The 20,122-nt window shown below is 38.3% G+C and carries 16 protein-coding genes; 7 read left to right on the top strand and 9 right to left on the bottom strand.

The features are described from left to right. Positions 1 to 49: 49 nt before the first annotated feature. From JK629_RS14295 to JK629_RS14270, 6 genes are all read right to left on the bottom strand, one after another. Entirely contained in the window at positions 50 to 1,162 is a 1,113-nt protein-coding gene (locus JK629_RS14295) for an exonuclease/endonuclease/phosphatase family protein (protein WP_202336279.1), read from the bottom strand. 11 nt (positions 1,163 to 1,173) lie between these two features. Further along, complete coding sequence (locus JK629_RS14290) at positions 1,174 to 1,830, bottom strand: P-loop NTPase family protein (protein WP_202336278.1); 657 nt, start codon at positions 1,828 to 1,830, stop codon at positions 1,174 to 1,176. Further along, a complete protein-coding gene (locus JK629_RS14285) occupies positions 1,814 to 2,476 on the bottom strand; it encodes a hypothetical protein (protein WP_202336277.1) in 663 nt (220 codons plus the stop codon). Before JK629_RS14285 ends, JK629_RS14290 begins: the two co-directional genes overlap by 17 nt. A gap of 6 nt (positions 2,477 to 2,482) precedes the next feature. After that, positions 2,483 to 2,764, bottom strand: coding sequence for a helix-turn-helix domain-containing protein (locus tag JK629_RS14280; protein ID WP_202336276.1), 282 nt, complete (start codon positions 2,762 to 2,764; stop codon positions 2,483 to 2,485). Positions 2,765 to 3,038: 274 nt separating this feature from the next. Continuing rightward, positions 3,039 to 3,878, bottom strand: a complete 840-nt coding sequence (locus tag JK629_RS14275) for an RteC domain-containing protein (protein WP_202336275.1) — start codon at positions 3,876 to 3,878, stop codon at positions 3,039 to 3,041. Between the two features lie 26 nt (positions 3,879 to 3,904). Continuing rightward, positions 3,905 to 6,313, bottom strand: a complete 2,409-nt coding sequence (locus tag JK629_RS14270; protein WP_202336274.1) for an aminotransferase class I/II-fold pyridoxal phosphate-dependent enzyme — start codon at positions 6,311 to 6,313, stop codon at positions 3,905 to 3,907. Positions 6,314 to 6,513: 200 nt separating this feature from the next. Here JK629_RS14270 and JK629_RS14265 point away from each other — a divergent pair, with 200 nt between their 5' ends. The 4 genes from JK629_RS14265 (at position 6,514) to JK629_RS14250 (ending at position 9,853) form a co-directional block, all read left to right on the top strand. Next, positions 6,514 to 6,885, top strand: a complete 372-nt coding sequence (locus JK629_RS14265) for a DUF7793 family protein (RefSeq protein ID WP_202336273.1) — start codon at positions 6,514 to 6,516, stop codon at positions 6,883 to 6,885. 60 nt (positions 6,886 to 6,945) lie between these two features. Further along, positions 6,946 to 7,923 carry a helix-turn-helix domain-containing protein gene (locus tag JK629_RS14260; protein WP_202336272.1) on the top strand — a complete coding sequence of 326 codons (978 nt, stop codon included), beginning with the start codon at positions 6,946 to 6,948 and terminating at the stop codon, positions 7,921 to 7,923. Positions 7,924 to 8,020: 97 nt separating this feature from the next. Further along, on the top strand, positions 8,021 to 9,538 hold the full coding sequence (locus JK629_RS14255) for a MauE/DoxX family redox-associated membrane protein (protein ID WP_202336271.1): 1,518 nt from the start codon (positions 8,021 to 8,023) through the stop codon (positions 9,536 to 9,538). Between the two features lie 54 nt (positions 9,539 to 9,592). After that, positions 9,593 to 9,853 (top strand): DUF6520 family protein, encoded by a 261-nt coding sequence (locus JK629_RS14250; RefSeq protein ID WP_202336270.1) that lies wholly within the window; start codon positions 9,593 to 9,595, stop codon positions 9,851 to 9,853. A 20-nt stretch (positions 9,854 to 9,873) separates the two neighbouring features. On the opposite strand, the gene JK629_RS14245 is transcribed toward JK629_RS14250, so the two are convergent. The 3 genes from JK629_RS14245 to JK629_RS14235 are packed head-to-tail and all read right to left on the bottom strand — an operon-like array spanning position 9,874 to position 16,953. After that, positions 9,874 to 12,555, bottom strand: coding sequence for a S9 family peptidase (locus JK629_RS14245; protein WP_202336269.1), 2,682 nt, complete (start codon positions 12,553 to 12,555; stop codon positions 9,874 to 9,876). Further along, the gene (locus JK629_RS14240) at positions 12,555 to 13,955 is read right to left on the bottom strand and encodes a RagB/SusD family nutrient uptake outer membrane protein (RefSeq protein WP_202336268.1); all 1,401 of its coding nucleotides are present in this window, start codon (positions 13,953 to 13,955) and stop codon (positions 12,555 to 12,557) included. The genes JK629_RS14245 and JK629_RS14240 overlap by 1 nt, the downstream gene beginning before the upstream one ends. A gap of 16 nt (positions 13,956 to 13,971) precedes the next feature. Continuing rightward, entirely contained in the window at positions 13,972 to 16,953 is a 2,982-nt protein-coding gene (locus JK629_RS14235) for a SusC/RagA family TonB-linked outer membrane protein (RefSeq protein ID WP_202336267.1), read from the bottom strand. A gap of 520 nt (positions 16,954 to 17,473) precedes the next feature. Here JK629_RS14235 and JK629_RS14230 point away from each other — a divergent pair. The 3 genes from JK629_RS14230 (at position 17,474) to JK629_RS14220 (ending at position 20,107) form a co-directional block, all read left to right on the top strand. Continuing rightward, entirely contained in the window at positions 17,474 to 17,797 is a 324-nt protein-coding gene (locus JK629_RS14230; RefSeq protein ID WP_202336266.1) for a hypothetical protein, read from the top strand. A 362-nt stretch (positions 17,798 to 18,159) separates the two neighbouring features. Beyond that, complete coding sequence (locus tag JK629_RS14225; protein WP_202336265.1) at positions 18,160 to 18,936, top strand: hypothetical protein; 777 nt, start codon at positions 18,160 to 18,162, stop codon at positions 18,934 to 18,936. A 286-nt stretch (positions 18,937 to 19,222) separates the two neighbouring features. Continuing rightward, positions 19,223 to 20,107 (top strand): hypothetical protein, encoded by an 885-nt coding sequence (locus JK629_RS14220; protein ID WP_202336264.1) that lies wholly within the window; start codon positions 19,223 to 19,225, stop codon positions 20,105 to 20,107. Positions 20,108 to 20,122 lie beyond the last annotated feature (15 nt).

The raw sequence follows: 20,122 nt of genomic DNA, 5'->3' as shown, positions 1-20,122 counted from the left end.
TCTTACTTTATCTTCTGAGTAAGTTAATAAAAATATTCGATTACATCAATTAATAGATTATCTCTCCCCAAACCCCAGGATGCAAACTAGCAGCCTGCTCCTTATTCCGTATCGAAGAATAAATCCGCCAATTAGGCCGCTTCTCAGGCCAAACCCCCTTCCGGTTCAGTCCACTCCTATTTACTTTGGCAAAAAGAGTAGGGGACCACAACAAATAATCCTTCTGCTTAATATTGACCCCCATTCGGTATGCGCCCATGCGATAATATGTCGCGTCCTTCCCTTCATCAATATCTACATTGAATGTTTTGCTTTTACTGATGTCCTTTAAGTCCGTTTCCTGTAGTAATGGCGATAAGGAATTGCAGTAGGAGGGAGCATTCAAAGTTCCCGCTATAACAATATTTGTTTTCCCTTGCATCTGTAGCATTTTATAAATCATTGAGGTTTGATAAGCTTGATTTTTTCGTATTTCAAAAGCTTTTTCTTTATCAAGATTATTTTCAGGGAAATATGCCGAGAGTAGATTAATTTTTTCCCCTTTTGGCGACTGGATTTCATACTCCAATAATTTCTGTTTTACATACTCTGAGGATTCCAGTTTATGGATTTTAACGGATTCAAGTTCATATCCGTTTTTCAATAACAACGATTGCTCACGACCCTTACCCTCTGATCCTGGTACCAATATAATGTCTTGGAACGCTTCACAGTCGAATTTTGGTAAAACAAAGTTATTGAATTCATCCAATGACATTTTATCCTCTACTTCCTGTAATACCAAAATATCGGGATCTATTTCGGAAATAACCATGGCTTTATGGTTTGTGGCTTCTGGATCAATGGGCAGCGTCTGTACTTTTATCCATCCATTCCAGTCCGTCAATTCTCCTGATTTTAATTCTTTGGAACAATTCATTCCTTTTAAATATAGCAATCCTGCCTTCTTTCGCATTACCACGTATGGATTATTGTAGGTTTTGTCAAAATCCAATAGAAAGGATAGTTCCTTTAACCGTTCTGTATTCGAGGGGCACCTTTCTTTTAATAATAAAGCATCAAACTCCACTATCCAATCGGATACACATTTGCCTCTGGTTTTCTGAAGCAGACTTCGATCCCGATGGAACAGGTTTTGGACGTTAAAGGTTGCTATTTTCATAATTACTGTATTTATTTTCTTTTATCCCTAGCACTTTCATCGAAGGCAATGAGGTTAAACATTTCCCGCATCCTACTTCGTACCCGACTGCCATAGCGTTCCTCCAACTCCTCCGCATTAAGATTGGTTGTCGTATGGGTTTTCAGTTTGCTCTTCAAAAAAAGCTCATAACGCGAAAGCAGAATTTCTCCCATTACATTGCAGTCCTGACCATAATGCCGCCCCATCGGCTCCACGCCCAGATCATCAAAACAGAAGAAACTGCCATTTCCATAGTCCTCAATGATTTTATAGCCCAAATGGTTAAAGGCAAAGACAATATTTCTACACGGAACCACGGAATAGGGGCGTTGTAAGGGTACTATGAATTTTAATAATTTCATCAGGGAAGTTTTACCGCAGCCCACGGGACCTGAAAATAAAATTCCTTTTTCCGGGTCCAATCCTGCTTTTTCGCATTTATCTTTGTCCTGGATGAAGTAATTACTAAGTTTATAAATGATGTCCTTATCCTCATCAAAGATTTTAAAATGCTTCCCAAACAACAATTTTCCCTTCGCTTCCAAATAGACCAGAATCTTTGGAAAATCATAGAACATCTCAAAACCATTGAACCTTCCAATGGAATATTCTATGTCACCTTCGGTTATTTTAGAGGGGTTGACCATAATTTTTGTGTTTACTTGTTTTTAGGTTGTCCCGTTTTTGGGACACTGGTTTGGCCGTTTCAATTTCCTTGGCTTTTAACATCCAATTCTCGGCAGCCGCTTGCCAATCCATTATCTTTATCTTTCCACCTACCTTCCAGCCAATGGAGCTGTAATGATTGTAAAATTTTTCTCCTTCCAGGGGTGGCCACTTTCGCTTCCCAAAAAAATCCAGCACCTCATTTTTATTGTTTGGCAGCTTAGCTTTTTTACTCTTTGTTATCTGTTTGTTACTGTTTGTATAAGGTACCAGTGCCTGTCCCTCTAGTTGTTCAGGGGTTGTTTCGGTAGTTGTACCTTTATTTGGTTCGGTACTTGTATCAAATTTGGGCAACCTGATCTTACTCCCTTTATAGGGATTATGTGAAGGTAAATACCGAATGTATTTCCATCCGTGGAGGTTTTTTAGGCACCGATGGTAAGTTGCCTTGGAACCTATTTTTGACATCTTCATAATATCCTCCCGGTTTATATAAAACTCCTGTGGGAACCGGTTAATATTCCAGTACTGGAACAAAGCCATATACAGACTGATATGCGTAGGGTTCAACCGCGAATCCATTGAAAATTGCTGAAATACAGCGTTCAGATGTCTTATATAGTTCATACATACTTATTCATAGCTATGGTGGACCCTGCTGTCATTCATGACTTTCTGTATATCCTCGGAATCATAATAAATAATCCCACCCATTTTACTATAGGGCAAAGTGCCATTGATCCTTAAATTTTGTAAGGTGCCGGGGCTTATCTGTAGCATTTCCATTACCTCCGAGGATTTTAGATACCTTTTCAAAGTACCGGAAGTCTGTTTGCTAAGGATTGTCTTAATATCATCGAGCAATTCCATTTTGAATTCCCGAAGATCGTCTGTGGTAATAATACTTGTTGGCATAATAGAACGTTTTAAATGAAAGGGACTACCACATTGCTATTATCTAATTTGATAGTCCCTAACTTGATTTGACTTTCGTTCTACAAATTTGAAGATCTATGGAGGATATCTTTCAATAGTCAATCCAGAGGTGGGAAAGATTTTTTTTAAATAAATTTTGAGGGATTTTGAGCGGGAAGAATTCTTCTAGATGAGAAAAATAATCCTGAAATAACATAAATAGTATTATGCGTTTCCCATTCAAATAATTTCCCAACTTGGGAAGAGCTTGGGATTAGGCATCCGACTCCTCAAAGCGTTTCAACAAGGTTTCCTGAAGTCTGTCCAAAAACTTGGTTTTACTGCCTTTTCGCGCCCTGATCTCAATAAAAGTGTGGTAGTAGTTCCCCAAATCTATATTGAATACCTGCTCAAAGAGCAAGGCCATTTCCTTGATATCGGCAGTGCCACTATTAACGGCACCACTACTTTGTAGGGCGTAGATTAGTTCTATTAGCTCAGTTTTACTTCCTGTCCAGAAAAGTTTTGATGTATGCTTCATTAAATCAGTTTTTGAGTTATCGGTATGGGTTTCAAGTTTTTCGATTTCCTGTTGCAAATAAACAATCAGCATGTCATAGGCCATAATTGTGGCCACCGTGCCATCCTGACTGGTGGAAAAGTTTTCGTCAATCGAAAGATGAAAGGTTTCGGTAGTGGCCCGAAGATCTGATTTCCCACGGACAAAATATTGTTCGTCCAAGGTGGTCGCACCTCGGCGATAGTAATGGTAGAACTCCAGGTTGTCATTGAAGAAAACCTGAAGTCTATTAATTTGTCTGTTGAGGTATTTAACCTGAAATTTGGAACTGCTCCTTGGTCGCTTGCTTTCAATATTGAATAGTTTTGCGTAGTAGATCAGCTTGCTCAGTATTTGGGGCTTGGTATGCTTAAAGAAATATATCTCTTCCTGTTGCGATTTAAATCCATGTTTTATAACTTCCCTTCTTAGGGAATTGATGCACTTTTTGGTATAGGCAATACCGGTTTCCGCCTTGTATAATATATCATCGGTACAAGATTCCAAAGCTTCCAACTGTCCTTCGAATTCCAATATTAAATCCTGATATTTCATACATATGGGGCAGTTATTTAGAGGGATCAACTGGATTCCAGTATACCCATCAATTCCAAGGTGTAATTATCTGCAGTCTGTATATACGCGTAGGTACTATATACGGTAGCTCCCAATTTCCTTTTTTCAAAGCCTGCCGTTAGGCCAAGGGCAATATGGTTGTAGTTTAATTCAATAGCTCGCTTTATGGTCTGGAATAATAATTGTCTATAGATGTGAAATTGTTGCAAATATTTATAGTCCATACCCACAAAGGCAGGAATATAGGTTTTATGGATATTTTTATAACACAGCATAACGCCTATCATTTTTTCCGGTTCGTCTTTAGGGCTTATGGTAATAAATTCCCAATTGGGATGGACCCACATGTTGGCAAATAGTTTAGTGGGAAAGGAAAAGGTGTTCAGCCCCAAATTATTTTGATGAACATTCGAATATAGTTCAGCGATCTGTTCCAATTGTACTAAGTTCGCATCCTGCACTATCTGGATGTCCAGTAAATTTTCGATTCTCAAAATTTCTTTTCGTAAGTGCTTCCTATTTCTGGAGGAAAGACGGGAGATATAAGTTTCCAGATTTTCTTCCTTGTTAAGTTCAATAGCACAGGAATCCGGCATCTGCACCCTTATAAAACCTTGTCCTTGAAAGTAGGCATGAAGGTCTTTGTCATCATTAAAATCACGAAGTACGATCATTTTGGCTCCCAGCGTGTGTTCCAATTTTTCCAGCGTGCCTATCAATACATTGAGAGCTTCCTTTTTTTGCGGATGCTCGTTATTAACATATAAATGGTGGCCCTCCGTAAATAAGGAACCGAGGCTCAATACTTTTGAGGTTAAATAATATGGATCGTTTCTCCGTTCTTCCTCAATTTGAGAAGCTCCCACGGCGGCCAATATATCATCCTTCCATAATCCCACGGTCATAAATGTGGCTAATATTGGTTTTTGCTCTTGGTCATAGATAATCAAATACCTAAACTCCCAGTTATGTTCCATTTGGGAATTGCCTCTAAATGATTCTTCCAAAAATTTCAATCCATCCCAATCGAATACACCATATTTTCCCAATAGGCTGTCCCAGAGCTGCTTGTCAATTTTTACAATTGAGTCTTCTAATTGTACTTTTAAATCCGCAGTCATTTTTGGTTTTAAAAAAGTCTTTTCTTGTTTTGGCTCCAATTTAAATGCTTGGAAAACCCGCTCACTATGGGTATGGGTATCTTCCAGTGCCTTTGGAAAATGGTATTCCATCGCTTCAACAAGTCCTTTGATTTCCTCTTTTTGGTTGTGCCTTGAAATGGTAATGCGTACACCGGTATTCTTGACGGGAACGGCAGGGAAGATGCCAAGGTTTACATAAAATCCTTCCTGCATCAAGCGGTTTACAAAATTGTACCCGGTCTTTGGCATGCCGGTGCCTATATAGAACACAGGTGAAATATTCTCGTCAATCATCGGTAAATCTGTCGGCTGTAGCAGCTCATTGAAATATGAAACCCGTTCCCGAAGTTCTTGTTGCAGAACATAAATTTCCGGGGAAAGATGTATTTCGGCCGATGCAGTCGCTGCCGCAATGGATGCCGGCTCCAGTTGTGCTGAGAAAGTCAAAGGCCCACCAAAGGTTTTTATCTCACCGTACATTTTTTTATTGGAACAGACCAAAACCGCCCCGCTGGCTCCAAAGGTCTTGCTTAGGGTGCCAAAGAGCAGTACATTTTCCGATAATTCCCCGAGTTCGCTCAGTACATATCCAGTTCCGTTTTTCCCTATCCAGCTCATGCCGTGCACATCATCAAAGTAGAAATTGAGCTGTGGATACTTTTGGCTTAGGCTCATCAGATCGGAGATAGGAGCGAAGTCGCCATACATGGAATAGATGCCATCGGCCATATACCAAATTTTCTTTCTCTGGTCTGAATATCGCTTGATCTTGTCCTCAAGCATGTTCAGGTCATTGTGCCGTATCATATCAATAGGTACACTTCTATTCTTTAATATTTTCGCAGCACTTTGCACGCTCCAATGTACTTGATGGTCCAAAATAATGGCATCCTGATCCTTCACGGCACTGGGGATTACCCCTATATGGCCAAGGGTGCTGTTTTTGGTAATGATAATCGGATGGCCGTACATTTCCCCTACCTTTTCTTCCAATTTCCTATAAAGCGGATTGGAGATATACGACTTCGACAAAGGAAATTGGGTGCCGTATTTTCGTATTGCATCAACGGCCGCTTCCTTCAACCGTTTATCCTGTTCCAGACCTAAATAGCCTGTAGTACCAAAATGAAAAAGGCTTCTGTTTCTCACTTCTATCGTACGTCCCGTAAAAGAATCTCCTTCAGCGTACAGATGGAGTACGCCTTCCTGTTTTGCATCTGTAAATACTTCATTTACAGTATCCAAAAAATTGTTGTGTTTTATTTTTGCCATAATTCTTCATTTAAAGAATAAAATTTACTTGCATTTAGTGGGAAATAAAAGTGCGATTTAAAAATAATACCGCTGGGATAAGTTTTTTTACATTTTGAATAAGAAAAATACGCTGACTAAGGCCTTGTACCATTAACTAAATGTTTAAAACATCGATATTTTTGTAATTTTATCGAAGAAATTGCCAGTTTTCAATCAAAATGAATTCTATTGAGAATAATTATGCTTTGTACACCCTTGACGGAGGTATTTTATACATTCGGTATCACGCAGATATTGTAATCAAGTATGAAGGCGCCGTTAAAATTGTGGCAGATCGCCTACGGTTCCAGCAAGGAATCTGTTACCCAGCCCTGTGCGATATAACAGGAGTCGAAGAAGTTGACAAACCTGCTAGGGACTACTTGGCAAGCGAGGGCTCCATTCTTCTTAAGGCGGTAGCTTTTATTGTGGGAAACCCCATGTCCAATATAATCTCCTATTTCTACCTTAAGACTACTAAACCCTCCATCCCAACAAAAGCTTTTCAGAATGTGGAAGAAGCGAAATTATTTTTGGAGAAATATATTTAACCATTGAATTGTAGATTGGGAAAATGGGAAATGTAAAAGGGAAATTCAAAATAAAACGAGATGTCGAAAGAGAAACGACTCAAAAAAATTGCAGAAGCATTAGCGGAAATGGCAGCGGGAAGGTTCTATTACCATATTGAAAAATCCAGCAAGAAAGATAATATTGACGCGCTTATATCTGGAATTAATATGATGGCTGAAGAAATTAGTGAAGCTTTATTACACGAGGGATATGTCAATTCAAACGAGACAATCAGACATATAGTCTTGATGATTTTTGAAATCGATTTGAACGGTAAAGTTAAGGCCATTAATCAACAAGCGTGTGATATCTTATCCTATACCTGCGAGGAAATCGTTGGAGAGTCCTTTGAATGTTTTTTAAATGAAAAGTCTGTTCCCAAATGGAAACGGCATTGGAATAAACTTAAGGACAAAAAAATGAAGGATACGTCACTTGATCTAACCTTTAGAAACAAACATGGCTTATTGGTTCCCAGTGCGTGCTATATTAATAGACTAGGGGGGGAAGCGGGTGGTATGGAAAGTTTAATTGTAACGGTTGTGAAACATTCCAAAAAGCAGGTGGAATTGGAGGAATACCTTATGGAGAAAGAGAAAAATGGTAGGGAAAATTCTAAAAGGGAAAAACCAGTTCTTTCTTCAATGGTCAACAAACACAAGGTGATTCTAACATCTTCAGATATAGCAAAAATAAGACAGGTGCGAAACTACTTCATAGAAAATCTCGAAAGGGACTTTCCGCCAATCGAAAAGCTCGCACGTGAATTTGGTACCAATACCTTCAAGATTAAATATGGTTTTAAGGAACTGTATGGAGTTAGCGTTTTTCATTTTATTCGGAACGAACGATTGCGAAAAGCCAAAATGTTGGTGGAGGGTAGTAATATTACCTTCAAAAGAATTACCCAGCTATGCGGTTTTAAAAGTGTTCCATCCTTTTCGACCACTTTTAAGAATGAATTTGGCTATACACCCAAACAGCTTCGAAGGAAATTTACATCAGAAAATTCTTGATTTTTTTCCCTTTCTTGAAAATAATACCGCTGGGATAAGTTTATTTTCATTTTCCTGAAATTTTTATACAGAATTTTATCATATCAAATCAAACGATATGATATTCAATAAAAAACATTGGGAATTAACAATAAATGTAATTAGTCTTCTATTTATTGTTCTGTTTGTGTATGCTGCCATAAGTAAGCTTCTCGATTTTGAAACCTTCACCGTCCAACTGGCACAATCCCCAGTACTTAGTGCCTATGCTGGAATTATTGCTTGGATGGTGCCTAGCATGGAAATATGCATTTCCGTTTTACTAATTTCCGAGAGGACGAGAACTCTGGCTTTATACGCCGCTTTTTTCTTGATGATAATGTTTACGGCCTATATATTTATCATCCTTAATTATTCAGATTTTATTCCCTGCTCCTGCGGTGGGGTTCTCGAAAACCTTAGCTGGACACAACATCTTATTTTTAATGTGGTTTTTATTGCTATGGCCGCTGTCGCCATTTTTCTTTGTTCTCCTGATCCGAAAAAAAATAAAGTGCTGCTACTTGCCGTACTAGCAATTATTGGAATAGGTACGGTGACTTTACTTTTTGTATTTTCTGAGAAAAAGATCCATCGAAACAATGCGTTTCAAAGGCGTTATTTGCCCCATCCGATAGAGAAAATCGGAGAGTTTTCCTTGGATTATGATACTTTTTATTTAGCGGGTTATGCGGATTCAATAGCTTATTTGGGAAATTTCGGCGCCCCGCTTTATTTAACCACCAATAATATTATAACTAAAGAACAGAAAGTTCTTCCTTTGGAACTAAACGATGAAAGCCTGCCATATAAAAAAATAAAAATAAGAGTAAAGCCGCCTATTATTACACTGGCAGATGGAACTGTTCCTGTAGTGCTACAGGGGGATATGGATGATTTAACCTTGAGTAAAACACCTTTTCATTCAATTTATTTCACCCAATTTGTTACAATAGATTCCATAAGGCAAGGTATAGTCACAGTAGATGCTAAATCGGCTAATAAATTAGTGGGTTTAACTAGTAAAATAAACGGCACGGATACTTTTTTTAAACCTACTAAACTAAGGACGGCCTTGTCCGAACCGTTTGCCGACGACGGCCTTTTAACCTGGAATGAAGATTTGAACTATTTTCTCTATACATATTATTACAAAAATAAATATGAAGTATTTGACCAAGACCTGAACTTTATACGTACCGGTTCAACTATCGATACTGTTAATAAACCCCTCCTCCATGTAACTTATTCAAAAAAAGAAGATATGTATACACTTGGTGGTAAATCTATAACAATTAACAGACTGAGCACATCAGCAAACAATTACTTGTTTATAAACAGCGACAGACTCGGACGTTTTGAGGATGAAGGTCCCTTAAAGTCTGCTTCCATAATAGATGTGTATAATATTATTGAGAACAGCTATAACTTCAGCTTTTACCTATACCATCAACCTGGGACTAAATTATATGACTTTCAAGTTTATAATAATGTGCTTATAGCCCTTGCCAAGAACAAACTATTTATATATAGGTTAAAGCCAGAGTATTTTGACTCCAGCTCTAACCCAACACATACTGGCCAGTATCAGGATTAAGACCGAACACCTGTAAAAAATAGTAGGTCGCTAATTCATTAAAACTTTTATATTATGAGAACAAAAATTTTAAAGTTCGGAATGCCCCTGATGGCATTTTTACTGGGAATCGTTTTTGCTTTTGCCACAGAGAATAACCTTCCAAAGGATGATGCCCTAGTTCAGGGATACATTTTTTGGAATAATGACTGTATTACTACCACAAAGGTTTGTAACAATCAGGGTGCTATCCCCTGTCAAGTGGGAGGAAACCAAGTGTACAGCTTGGATTTGGGAAAATCGTGTGCTAATGCCATGACTCATAGACCTCTTTAAATTGTAGGAAGTGGGGCGTATTATGATGCCCCATTTTCTTTTTTTAAATGGCGCTCAAACCACTTTTTAATCTCAGTTGATAGTAGCAACTGTTTTTCAGTATCCCAAGGGGAATGTCCTTCATCCTTTACCAGTATCAATGATGCTTCTTTTTTTAATCTTCTAAGGGCAATGTACATTTCAAGGCTTTGGATCCAGGCTACCTGATAATCCTTATCACCCGTCCATAATAGAATGGGCCTTTTTACATCGGTTACATATTCCAATGGTGAATTCCGTAAATAGGCTTGTTTGTTTTCATAATAGCTGAATCCCATCCTCCATTGCTGATCCTCATAACGCCATAAATCAGTAGCTGAATTATTCCAATTTACTCCGTGATAGTGACTGGTCAAATCGGTTGCGGCCGCACCAGCAACGTAGGTAGCAAACCGATCGGTTTGAGTAGCGATAAATGCTGTTTCGTAGCCTCCAAACGAATGCCCTATAAGCCCTATCCTTTCTGCATCTATACTTTTATTTTTAAGAGCGGTATCCGTAGCAACATTTACACATTCAAGTGCAGAGAGACCAGGTTTTCCTATTTCATAACTAATATCCGGCAATAAAACAAAATAACCTGAACTAGTATAATCCAAGAGGCTAAAACCCTGAAAATTATACCCTGTAGGAGGATAAAATTCCATTGCGTTTCGAGATGTTTTTTCATAGATATTTACTATTAAGGGGTATTTTTTGGAGGGGTCAAAGTTCGTGGGATACATCAAGATTCCTCTCAATTTTTTGTCTCTTATGGTATATTCTATAAAGTTCTTTTGCCCAAGGTCATATTCCAATAGTTCTGCATTCGACTGGTATATTAAACCTCCTATTCCAGTCTTCAAATTATAGTAGTGCAATGCCTTTGGCTGAATTGTGGATTCCGTACTATATATCACTTTCTTGCCGTCGCTTGATTGATAGGCCTGAAAGATGCTTTTATCTCCAAAAATTAAATTTGTGGTTGAGAAATCCTGCCCGAGTAATGAAATACCCATGGCCTGAAGCTCATAGTTAATTTTCAGTAAAAGTGTGTCACCTTCCAAATCGACTATTCTGCCCCCGAAGGTCCCTACCGTTAATCTATAGTAATCTTCTATATTATTTTTACTTCTCAAAATGTAACGGCATTCCTTTTCCTTACCATTTGTAATCCTCTTTGCTTCGTTACCGTCGGTGTTTACCGCCCACAGATCATACTTATTGAACACTATTATTTTGCTGTCGTCCTTAAGCCAAGCAGGCCTACCATACACTTCAATTCTGTTTTTGGGAAAATCATCATCCCTATCTTGAAAGTTTGTAGCAAGTCCCTGTGTTAAACATTTAGCTTGGTTTTTCCTGACATCGTATATCCACCAGTCCCCATTTTTGAAATAGGCAACATACTTTCCTGAAGGGGAGATGGATACCAAATCGTTTAAAGATTGTTCTGCAACAATAAGATGCATTTCTCCTGTCTGAATATCCTTGCAATAAATATCCACCTTTAGGAATTCCGTATTCTGGTCCCCATACTGCAACTCATTGTATACAAGAGCAAATCCGTGTTCTATATCCATTTCGGCAGTTGGAAATTGCGGGCTCGCAATTTCTTTTAGCATTTCCCCTTGGGGAAACCAAGCAGTAAGAAGAAATGGATAAATAAAATTTTTTCGCAATTTTAAGCTGGGATATAGTAAGGGATCACTGGTTTTCCATATCTCCACTTTATCTTCCGTCCCTAATTTCTGGCCCTTTTGTTTTCTAAAAAACAATACAGTGGTTCCGTCCTTGGAAAGAAACGGTTCCTTATTGGCAAGTTCAAAATCGGGAAGATACCGCTCCATAAGGTCATCCTTGAAGGAGACAAATCCTGTTTTGGGGTAATATACGCCCATACGCTGCCTTTTTTTGGTAAATCCCATAACAATTGCGGCAGATCCGGTTTCGTTCCATTTTAAAAATTCAACATTCCCAAACGGTACCTTTTCAATTTGTACTTCAATGCCATTGGCGGCATTATATATAAAAATGGCATTTTCATTCGCGGTCTTAACCGCTAACAAGCTGTTATCCGTTGGATTCCACACGAACTTATTTATTTTTTGAACCAATCGGTCCCTATTGTTTTTTAGGTCAATTATTTTCAGCAAAGATGTATCGTCCGTATCTTTTTGAAGAAGACCCAGAAATCTTCCGTCAAATGAAAATTCAAATTCCTGGACCGAACCAAACTTTTTGCTTTGCCCATTTTCGAGATTTATTAAAACAAGGTTATTCGCCTGAGATAAACTCCCGAACCATTGGTTGTTTTCCGAAAACCTGTTTTTAAAGCTCTCCTGCAAACGTATGTTTGTGTCCTTATCTATTTGTCTTAAGTACATGATATTTTCTCCAATGGAAAAACTTTCCGTAAACACAATCCAATTGCCATTGGGTGACATTGCGTTTACTGACACATTATTGCTCCATACCTTATCGAGTCCATAGGGGTAGGGTTTTTGGTGTTTTTCTTTTCCCTCCTCCACTACCTGCAAAACGTTTTGTGCATCTGAAGGTTGGCGGCTGCATAATATCAGGATGAGCATAAACACTATCATAGAAGGTCGATAGGCAGTATCTCCTATGCCAATCTTTGATAGAATATTGTGTATGATGTTATGTTTTAATGTATTAAACATTAGTAGCCGGGATTTTGGGGTTTGAGATTTGGATTCAGGAGAAGTTCCGATTCTGGAAGAGGCAACAGGATATTGCTAGCCTTCCAGCCGGGTTTTATTGGAGCGAGAATGCTATTGGCTAGACCCCACCGCTTTAAATCGAACCAGCGATGGCCAAATTCACTAAACAGCTCAAAATTCCGCTCTTTAATAAGTGCTTCAAAAATTGCTTCGGATGTTGAAAAGGTAATACTGTCGAGTCCTGCCCGCGAACGGATTCTGTTCAGATCATCATTAGCTCCCGATAGGTCTCCTTGCATCAATCGCGCTTCGGCCCTAATGAGGAATTGTTCGGCAATACGCAGAACAATCGAGTATTCCATAGTTGTCCCCGTGTTGAGGTTCTGCTTGTACTTATAAGGAAAGTACCAGGTATTGGAGCCATCACTAACTTCCCCTATCCAATACTGTTTTCTTAGGTCCATAGGATCCATATTCTCCACAAGGGAATTGTTTAGGGCAGCGAAAGGAGGGGGTGGCGCAGTAAATATATAGGTGGCACCTTCCAAGGTATTGTCGCCTTCATTTATTGGTTTCAGTTGCAGAATAGCACCGCTACTATCCTTAAGGAATACGTTTTCAGGATTGGGTTCAAGAATAAACACTGACTGCTGGTTTACCAATAGGGAACTTTCCTCCTCCGCCAATTGCCATTGCCCCATATAGAGATAGATGCGTGCCAGTAGAGCCGAGGCCACCCATTTATTTGCCCTTATTCTTTCTCCTGAAGGATAATCGGGTCCTAACAGATTCTTTGCGTTTATTAGGTCGGTCACTAGGGCATCGTATACAGCTGCCTCCGGCATACGTTTTACCTTTGTGTTTGTTTCGTAATCAGTTGTTTGAATATAGGGAATATCACCAAAAAGATTCAGAAGGTAAAAATGGACCATGGCCCTAACCACCAATGCCTCTCCACCTAACTGTGCCTTAGTTTCCTCTGTAAGGTTTTCGGAGTTTTCTAGGCCTTCAATAGCTGCATTGCACATGTAAATTAGGTGATACGAATTATCCCAAAGCTCCTTGACCATTAAGTTGGCGGGGGTTATTTGGTGGGTATAAAAATGTTCTGTGCTTTCCCCCGGAGTACCGTAGTAATCCATTTTATCGGCATACAGGCCCATCAAGGGGCCAAGGCCATTGGAATTTCCAGTGAGCAGAACTTGGTCCCTAAGCAGACCATACAGCGATGTAACAGCTGCCGTGGCAGTATTCTCATCATTAAATACGGTAGTTGTATTGAGTTGGCCCACGGGGTCCTCAGCTTCCAAATAGTCCTCACAGCCCGTGAATACTAAAAGGACGAAGGATATAACTATCGGGAAAATAGGGTAGTGATATGATTTAAAGAATGATTTCATTTTCAAATTTTTAAATTTATAATTGAATTTGTAGCTGGAGGGATATCCTTCTCAGAGGAGGCAGAAACCCCTTTGTCTGTTCGGGATCCCCTCCCTTAAAATCGGTAAAGGTCAAAAGGTTCTGCCCGAGTAATGATATTTTACAGGAAGTAGTATCTAATCCCAGGGGAAGGTTATATGAGATGGACAGGGATTTTAAACGTAAAAAAGATGCATCGGAAATAATGCCATTGCTTTGAACGAAGCGGGAATGTGCGGTGTAAGCTTCATTGTCAGCCCCGCTTGTAAATCGTTGGATTCGTGAAATATCTCCCACGTTCTGCCATCTATCCATAACCCCAATGGGTTGATTGCTCATGGTTCCAGGAGGTTCGGTGCCAAAATATTCATTGAAGGCATCTTTCTTTACATATTGAAAAAACATATGGAAGGACCAGTTGCGGTAGTCCAATGAATTGGAGAGACCGGCTAAAACTTTAGGCGTAAGGTCTACCAGATACTGTCTATCCTCTGTACCGGAAATAGCACCGTCCCCATTGTAATCCTCAAATTCATACAATCCCGTTTCTGGGTTCACGCCCGTATTGTTATAGAGTTTTAGGATGTTTATAGATTCCCCTATCACAAATTGATTGGCATAGGTAGAATTTTCAAGGTCAGGAAACGCTATGAGCTTATTTTTTGGTAGGGAAAGGTTTAAGGCACTGGTCCATTTGAAATTTTCTTTGTGAATCCATTCCGTGGACAGCTCAAATTCAAAGCCGGAATTTTCTACGATTGCCTGCAAATTTGCTTGAACGGAAGGAAAACCCGTAGTTCCCGGTAGGGCATAATCAATAAGCTGATTGGAAGAACGATTGTTATAATAGGCAATGGTCATTTCCACTGCTCCTTTCAATAATCCCATTTCGAAGGCGGCTTCCTTTTTTTCATTTTCCTCCCATTGGTAATTCGGGTTGTATATCCGTGCGGGCTGCAAACCAATATTGCCATTATAGGTATGGTCCGTCAAAAGATAGTTCTGTAGGTATTGGTAATCGGATATCTGGTCGTTGCCCGTAATACCATAACTTCCCCTAAGTTTTCCGAAACTTAGCCAGTCCCAATCCAAATTTTCTGAGAAGATCCAAGCGGCACCTATGGCTCCAAAATTTCCATATCTGTGGGAATCACTGAACCTACTGGAACCGTCGCGCCTTGCGGTGATGTTTAGAAATAGTTGTTTCTTAAAGGAATAGTTCAACCTTGCAAAGAAGGACTGGTATTTATATTGGTAACTGTTTTCATTTAAAATAATGAGCGTATTCGCAGCGCTAAGGTTTTCCAGAAACCCATTATTGGCAAAACCATAGCCAAGCAAGGTAAGCTGTTCGGTTTTTTGCGCCTGAAAGGTAGCTCCCACCAGCGCATCCCATTGGTGGTTCGCCCTATTTAGTGTCCAGTTTAGCTGTGGTTCAGTAATAAAGGAGGTATGGGTTCCCGTATGGAGATAAGATTGGGAGACACTACTATCCAGCCCAAAGGCAGGATCGTATATAGTATGTGGAATTTTGTTATTACTTTCGAAATTGGTGTGCCTGTAGCCCGTTTGCAATTTTACATCCAGGTTTTTAAATATTTCGTATTCCAGTACTGTGTTGCCCAATAAGGTTTTGGAATTGTTATTATACGCTCCTTGCAGTTGCGCTAGCGGATTTGTCCACGTACTGTTTTCCCAATTCAAGTCTCCCTGTTCGTTATAGAGGGCAGGAGCATTGGGCGCAAGTCGAAGGGCTGCGCCGGATAGGTCGGCACCAGGTAGCAAATTCTCCTCTATGGTATAGGCTGTGGTTAGAGCAAAATGGAATCTCCCGTCCTTACTGTTATGCTGTAAATTTGAATTTATGCTTACACGGTCGTAGTTGAAGTCGCCGGGATATACGCTGGTCTCATTTTGATAGCTGCCCTGTAGTAAAAATTGAGTATCTTGATTTCCTCCAGAGATGGCAGCATTTAAAAAACGCGTAGCGGCTGTACCGCCTATAAGAACTTCTTGCCAATCGGTATATCTATTTTGTTCCCAAGTACCATTAATATCATAGGCCGTATCTGGATAATCCGAAATACCGTCATTGGCATATGCTTCCTGCCGCATTTCCAAATACTGCTTTGTACTAAGCAGCTCAAACTTTTTTGTGATTTGTGCTATACCGGTACCACTGCCAATGGTAAACCTAGTTTTTCCAGCCTTTCCTTTTTTGGTGGTAATTAGTACCACCCCATTGGCACCACGGGAACCATAAATGGCAGTGGCATCAGCATCCTTGAGTACTTCGATACTTTCAATGGAATTAGGATTAATAGCGTTTAAAGGACTTATATCGCCACTTGGAATTATAGACCCCGCAGCACTTTGGGAACCCAAGGATTGGCCGTCGTAGGGAATACCGTCAATTATATATAGCGGCTCATTTCCTGCAAATATACTTCCCTGACCGCGGATACGGACTTGAAAACCACTCCCTGGCACACCAGATGTTTCCACAATGTCGACACCGGCCAATCTTCCCTGAAGGGCGGCCAAAGGATTGTTGATAGGCTGGGTGCCGATTTCCTCAGCAGTTACCCGCGAAATACTTCCAGTCTTCTCCCTATCAGTAACCTTATAATACCCCGCATTGATAACCACAGCATCCAAAGCAGTAGCATCAGGTTGCATAGTTACATTCAGAATACTGCCACTGCCTACTGCAACTTCTTGCGTCTTATAACCGAGATAGCTAAACACAACAGTATCCGAACTTTTGGTGGTTATTTCATAATGCCCATCCACATCACTCTGCGTACCGCGAGAAGTATTTTTTACTATAATATTTACGCCCCCAAGTGGTCCATTGGCATCAGTTACAATGCCCGAAATGGGAGGGGAGCCGTTTTGTGAGGTTAGGGGAGCGCTTAATGCCCAGAGTAGGGCAAAAGATAAGGGCAGGGCATAGTAGCCCCTGTACTTATTTTTCATAATTTTGCATCAGTTAAGTTTGAATTAATTTTAACTACTGGCCTGCTCCTACGGTCGTGCAAAAACTTTGGAGCGGGTCATTTTTTTGTCATTGCGAGCGCAGCGCGGCAATCTAATGGATATTGCCTTGCGGTCACTACGAACTCAATGACATTGCAAAAACTCCTAAACAAAACTGAAAACGGATGCTTTGAAAAATAAAGTTGAAAAATAAGATACGCGGTACCTAAAATAGGTGGGCGCGGAACTCAACTTATCGACCTGGGGCACTGGTATGCCTGTGTACAGATAAGAGAGCCCACGCCCGGGTCGTGAGCATCCTTGCTTATCATCTCGTACACGTAAAAATTACCAGTTTTCAGATCGAGATTCAAAGCGAATGCTTCTAAAAAGTTTAGAAATGCTTTCGCAAAAATATAATATGTATCTAAAATATTCAGATACAAAATCAAATATACTAAAATTTATCGGTACGCCAAAGCGTACCGATAAATTATTTGAGAAATACTTAATTGCGTAAATGAAAAAGGAACTAATTCAAGTTATTAAAATTCAAATCGCAATTACCCTAATTAGTTTGCTTGAAACTAGCAAAAAATTCAGCCCCATTAATAAGACAAATGAACAAATTATTGAAAGCTATAATAGAATAGCCGTAGAAGCTGATATCAGAAAAGCAACAGTTTCAGATGCTTTTAATGCTAAATCGATCACAGGTCCGAACTCGACCACCGTTTTTTTAATTGTTAAAGCTATGGGATATACTTTATCCGACTTTGCCAAAAAATATGACAGTATTACTGAAGCAGATGTAGAAAAATTTAAAAAAACACGAAAAATATAGACGAACCTCCGTTTTAATAAATTTTCTTTTATAAGGTCCGAAATAGAAATATTAAATATTTCATTCTTATTTTATAATCTCTTTATTACTCCTTAAAAAAGTATAGATTTTATTTTAATTTTTGAAAATTGTACTAAAGTGATATAATAAAATATCAATAACTTTATGTTCTCTCCGATTAAAAATCCACTCTTATGGTTTTCCTTAATGGGTGGGTTTTTGTTTGCTTTATATTTGAAACTATACAAAGAAATTTTTTTAATAACTTGGGCATAGCTAAACAGACTGATGGGCTCAACCCAATAGAGGTGGGAGTATAAACAAGTTGCCAGTAATTTGAACAAAGGAACACGAATTGAACAATGAACAAGGAAATATGCTATAAATGTGAACGAAAAGCGACTTCTAGAGAGCACGTTCCACCGATTTGCTTATTTCCTGAAATGAAAGATACAAAGGGAATTAATTATAGAAAAGATTTAATTACAGTTCCTTCCTGCGATGTTCACAATTCGAAAAAATCAGACGATGACGAATTTCTTTTATTGTCTTTATCAGGTTTAATGAAAAATAATCCTGTTGGAAATTTCCATCAAATAACTAAAGCCAACAGGTCATTAAAAAGAAAAAATAAAGATTTTATAGAAAAGCAAATTTTGAGAAATCATAAATATGCAAAAATCAAAACAACAGATGGAAAATTTCGACTGGTCTCAATAGGAAATCCGAATACTGAAAGACTTATTGATTGTTTAGAACATATCGCTTACGGACTTTATTATCAAGAGTTCGAAGAAAGATTTGAAGGAGAAATAAAAATGGTCTTAGAATTTATTGAATATGCGGACGAAAATATGCAGACGTTCAAAAAAATGCTCAAAAAGAGTTTTGAGTTAGAATATGAATCGAATAGAGAAATTAAAGGTGAGAATCCAAAAGTTTTTTATTATCAATTCCTTAAACCAGATAATTTTGGACTAATTGCATTGAGAATGGTTTTTTATGAAACAGCTGAGACTTATGTGTCATTTAAAGGAAAAAATGCGAAAGAACCATTTGACCTAGGAATGAAATTTATCCAAAATGGATTTAAAACAACTTTCGAGGTTGGAGATGAAAAATTTGAATTTAATAAATAAAAACTACCGCCCACATCAATAACCGCTGCACAACCCTTAGATTTTTTAAAAAACCACATAAGCCGCGTTGAGCGGCTTTGTTTTTTTGAGTATCTTCTAAAATTGAAATAGATAGCGGTTTTATTTAGCAAAAAACTTTATATTTGGTATTATCCGCGGTTAAAATGCCTACTGTTACTGTTCTCCGTAATGATGGTATCTACGCTTGACTTATATTTGAAATGGATGATTAGAAATTTGATTGGGTACAGGTGAAATATATATGCAATTATCCTAGCAATTAATAATGTTAGAATTTTTCAAACTACTTTCCAATAGAGAAATTTCCATAATAATTTGGACATTAATAATTTTTACATTTTTGATAATTAAAGCAAAAGGAAGTTTTGGAAAATTAATGAGTGTAATAAAGGCATTATTCTCTAAAAAATTCATTCCATTCTACATTACATTCGGAGTTTATTTTAGTATAATTATAAGTCTTTTAAATAAGTATGCTATATGGGAATTTTCGCTTTATAAAGATTTTACTTATTGGTTTCTAACCACGGGAATTGTATTGTTTTTCAATTCTAATAATCTAAAAACCTATAAAGACTTTGCCACGGTAATTTTAACGGCACTTTCGTTAACCATTATAATTGAATTTATTATTGGATTTTATAATTTCTCACTCGTTGGGGAGCTAATATTAATTCCGATTGTATCTTTTATTTCACTTTTATCAGTAGTTGCAGAACTGAAAAAAGAGGATCCAAATACAAAGATTATTGCAGAACTATTAAAAGGCATACTTACAATTACTGGATTTGCAATTTTAATTTATAGTATATATAAATTGACAACCAATTATTCTGAATTCTTTACATTAAGCAATTTAAAGTCCATTCTACTCCCACCCATTTTCACACTTCTCTTTGTACCTTTAATTTACTTTACAGTGCTTTACATAAAGTATGAGACGGCCTTTATGAATTTAAGTCGATATAAATTTATTGCCGATAGCAGAAAATATAAAATTAGGATGTCGATTTTAAAGTATGCCAATATCAATTTCAATTATATAGAAAATGCTAATCAAATAATTCTCTTAAAGAAAAGGGAATTACAAAACGAAACTAACATTAAATCATACTTGCGAAAAAACGTAAAACTGAAACAGAGGGCTTAAATCAACTCCTATAAA

Origin of the sequence: Aequorivita iocasae (genome assembly GCF_016757735.1) — a bacterium.
Lineage (GTDB): Bacteria > Bacteroidota > Bacteroidia > Flavobacteriales > Flavobacteriaceae > Aequorivita > Aequorivita iocasae.
The sequence above is the reverse complement of the archived record's forward strand: the minus strand, read 5'-3'. Positions and strand labels throughout refer to the sequence as shown.

Bases quoted from the DNA above. Each gene is read 5' to 3' on its own strand.
- JK629_RS14235 (WP_202336267.1), bottom strand. From the start codon at position 16,953: ATGAAAAATAAGTACAGGGGCTACTATGCCCTGCCCTTATCTTTTGCC.
- JK629_RS14290 (WP_202336278.1), bottom strand. From the start codon at position 1,830: ATGGTCAACCCCTCTAAAATAACCGAAGGTGACATAGAATATTCCATT.
- JK629_RS14255 (WP_202336271.1), top strand. From the start codon at position 8,021: ATGATATTCAATAAAAAACATTGGGAATTAACAATAAATGTAATTAGT.
- JK629_RS14230 (WP_202336266.1), top strand. From the start codon at position 17,474: ATGAAAAAGGAACTAATTCAAGTTATTAAAATTCAAATCGCAATTACC.
- JK629_RS14260 (WP_202336272.1), top strand. From the start codon at position 6,946: ATGTCGAAAGAGAAACGACTCAAAAAAATTGCAGAAGCATTAGCGGAA.
- JK629_RS14275 (WP_202336275.1), bottom strand. From the start codon at position 3,878: ATGAAATATCAGGATTTAATATTGGAATTCGAAGGACAGTTGGAAGCT.
- JK629_RS14295 (WP_202336279.1), bottom strand. From the start codon at position 1,162: ATGAAAATAGCAACCTTTAACGTCCAAAACCTGTTCCATCGGGATCGA.
- JK629_RS14265 (WP_202336273.1), top strand. From the start codon at position 6,514: ATGAATTCTATTGAGAATAATTATGCTTTGTACACCCTTGACGGAGGT.
- JK629_RS14245 (WP_202336269.1), bottom strand. From the start codon at position 12,555: ATGTTTAATACATTAAAACATAACATCATACACAATATTCTATCAAAG.
- JK629_RS14250 (WP_202336270.1), top strand. From the start codon at position 9,593: ATGAGAACAAAAATTTTAAAGTTCGGAATGCCCCTGATGGCATTTTTA.
- JK629_RS14240 (WP_202336268.1), bottom strand. From the start codon at position 13,955: ATGAAATCATTCTTTAAATCATATCACTACCCTATTTTCCCGATAGTT.
- JK629_RS14280 (WP_202336276.1), bottom strand. From the start codon at position 2,764: ATGCCAACAAGTATTATTACCACAGACGATCTTCGGGAATTCAAAATG.
- JK629_RS14270 (WP_202336274.1), bottom strand. From the start codon at position 6,313: ATGGCAAAAATAAAACACAACAATTTTTTGGATACTGTAAATGAAGTA.
- JK629_RS14285 (WP_202336277.1), bottom strand. From the start codon at position 2,476: ATGAACTATATAAGACATCTGAACGCTGTATTTCAGCAATTTTCAATG.
- JK629_RS14220 (WP_202336264.1), top strand. From the start codon at position 19,223: ATGTTAGAATTTTTCAAACTACTTTCCAATAGAGAAATTTCCATAATA.
- JK629_RS14225 (WP_202336265.1), top strand. From the start codon at position 18,160: ATGAACAAGGAAATATGCTATAAATGTGAACGAAAAGCGACTTCTAGA.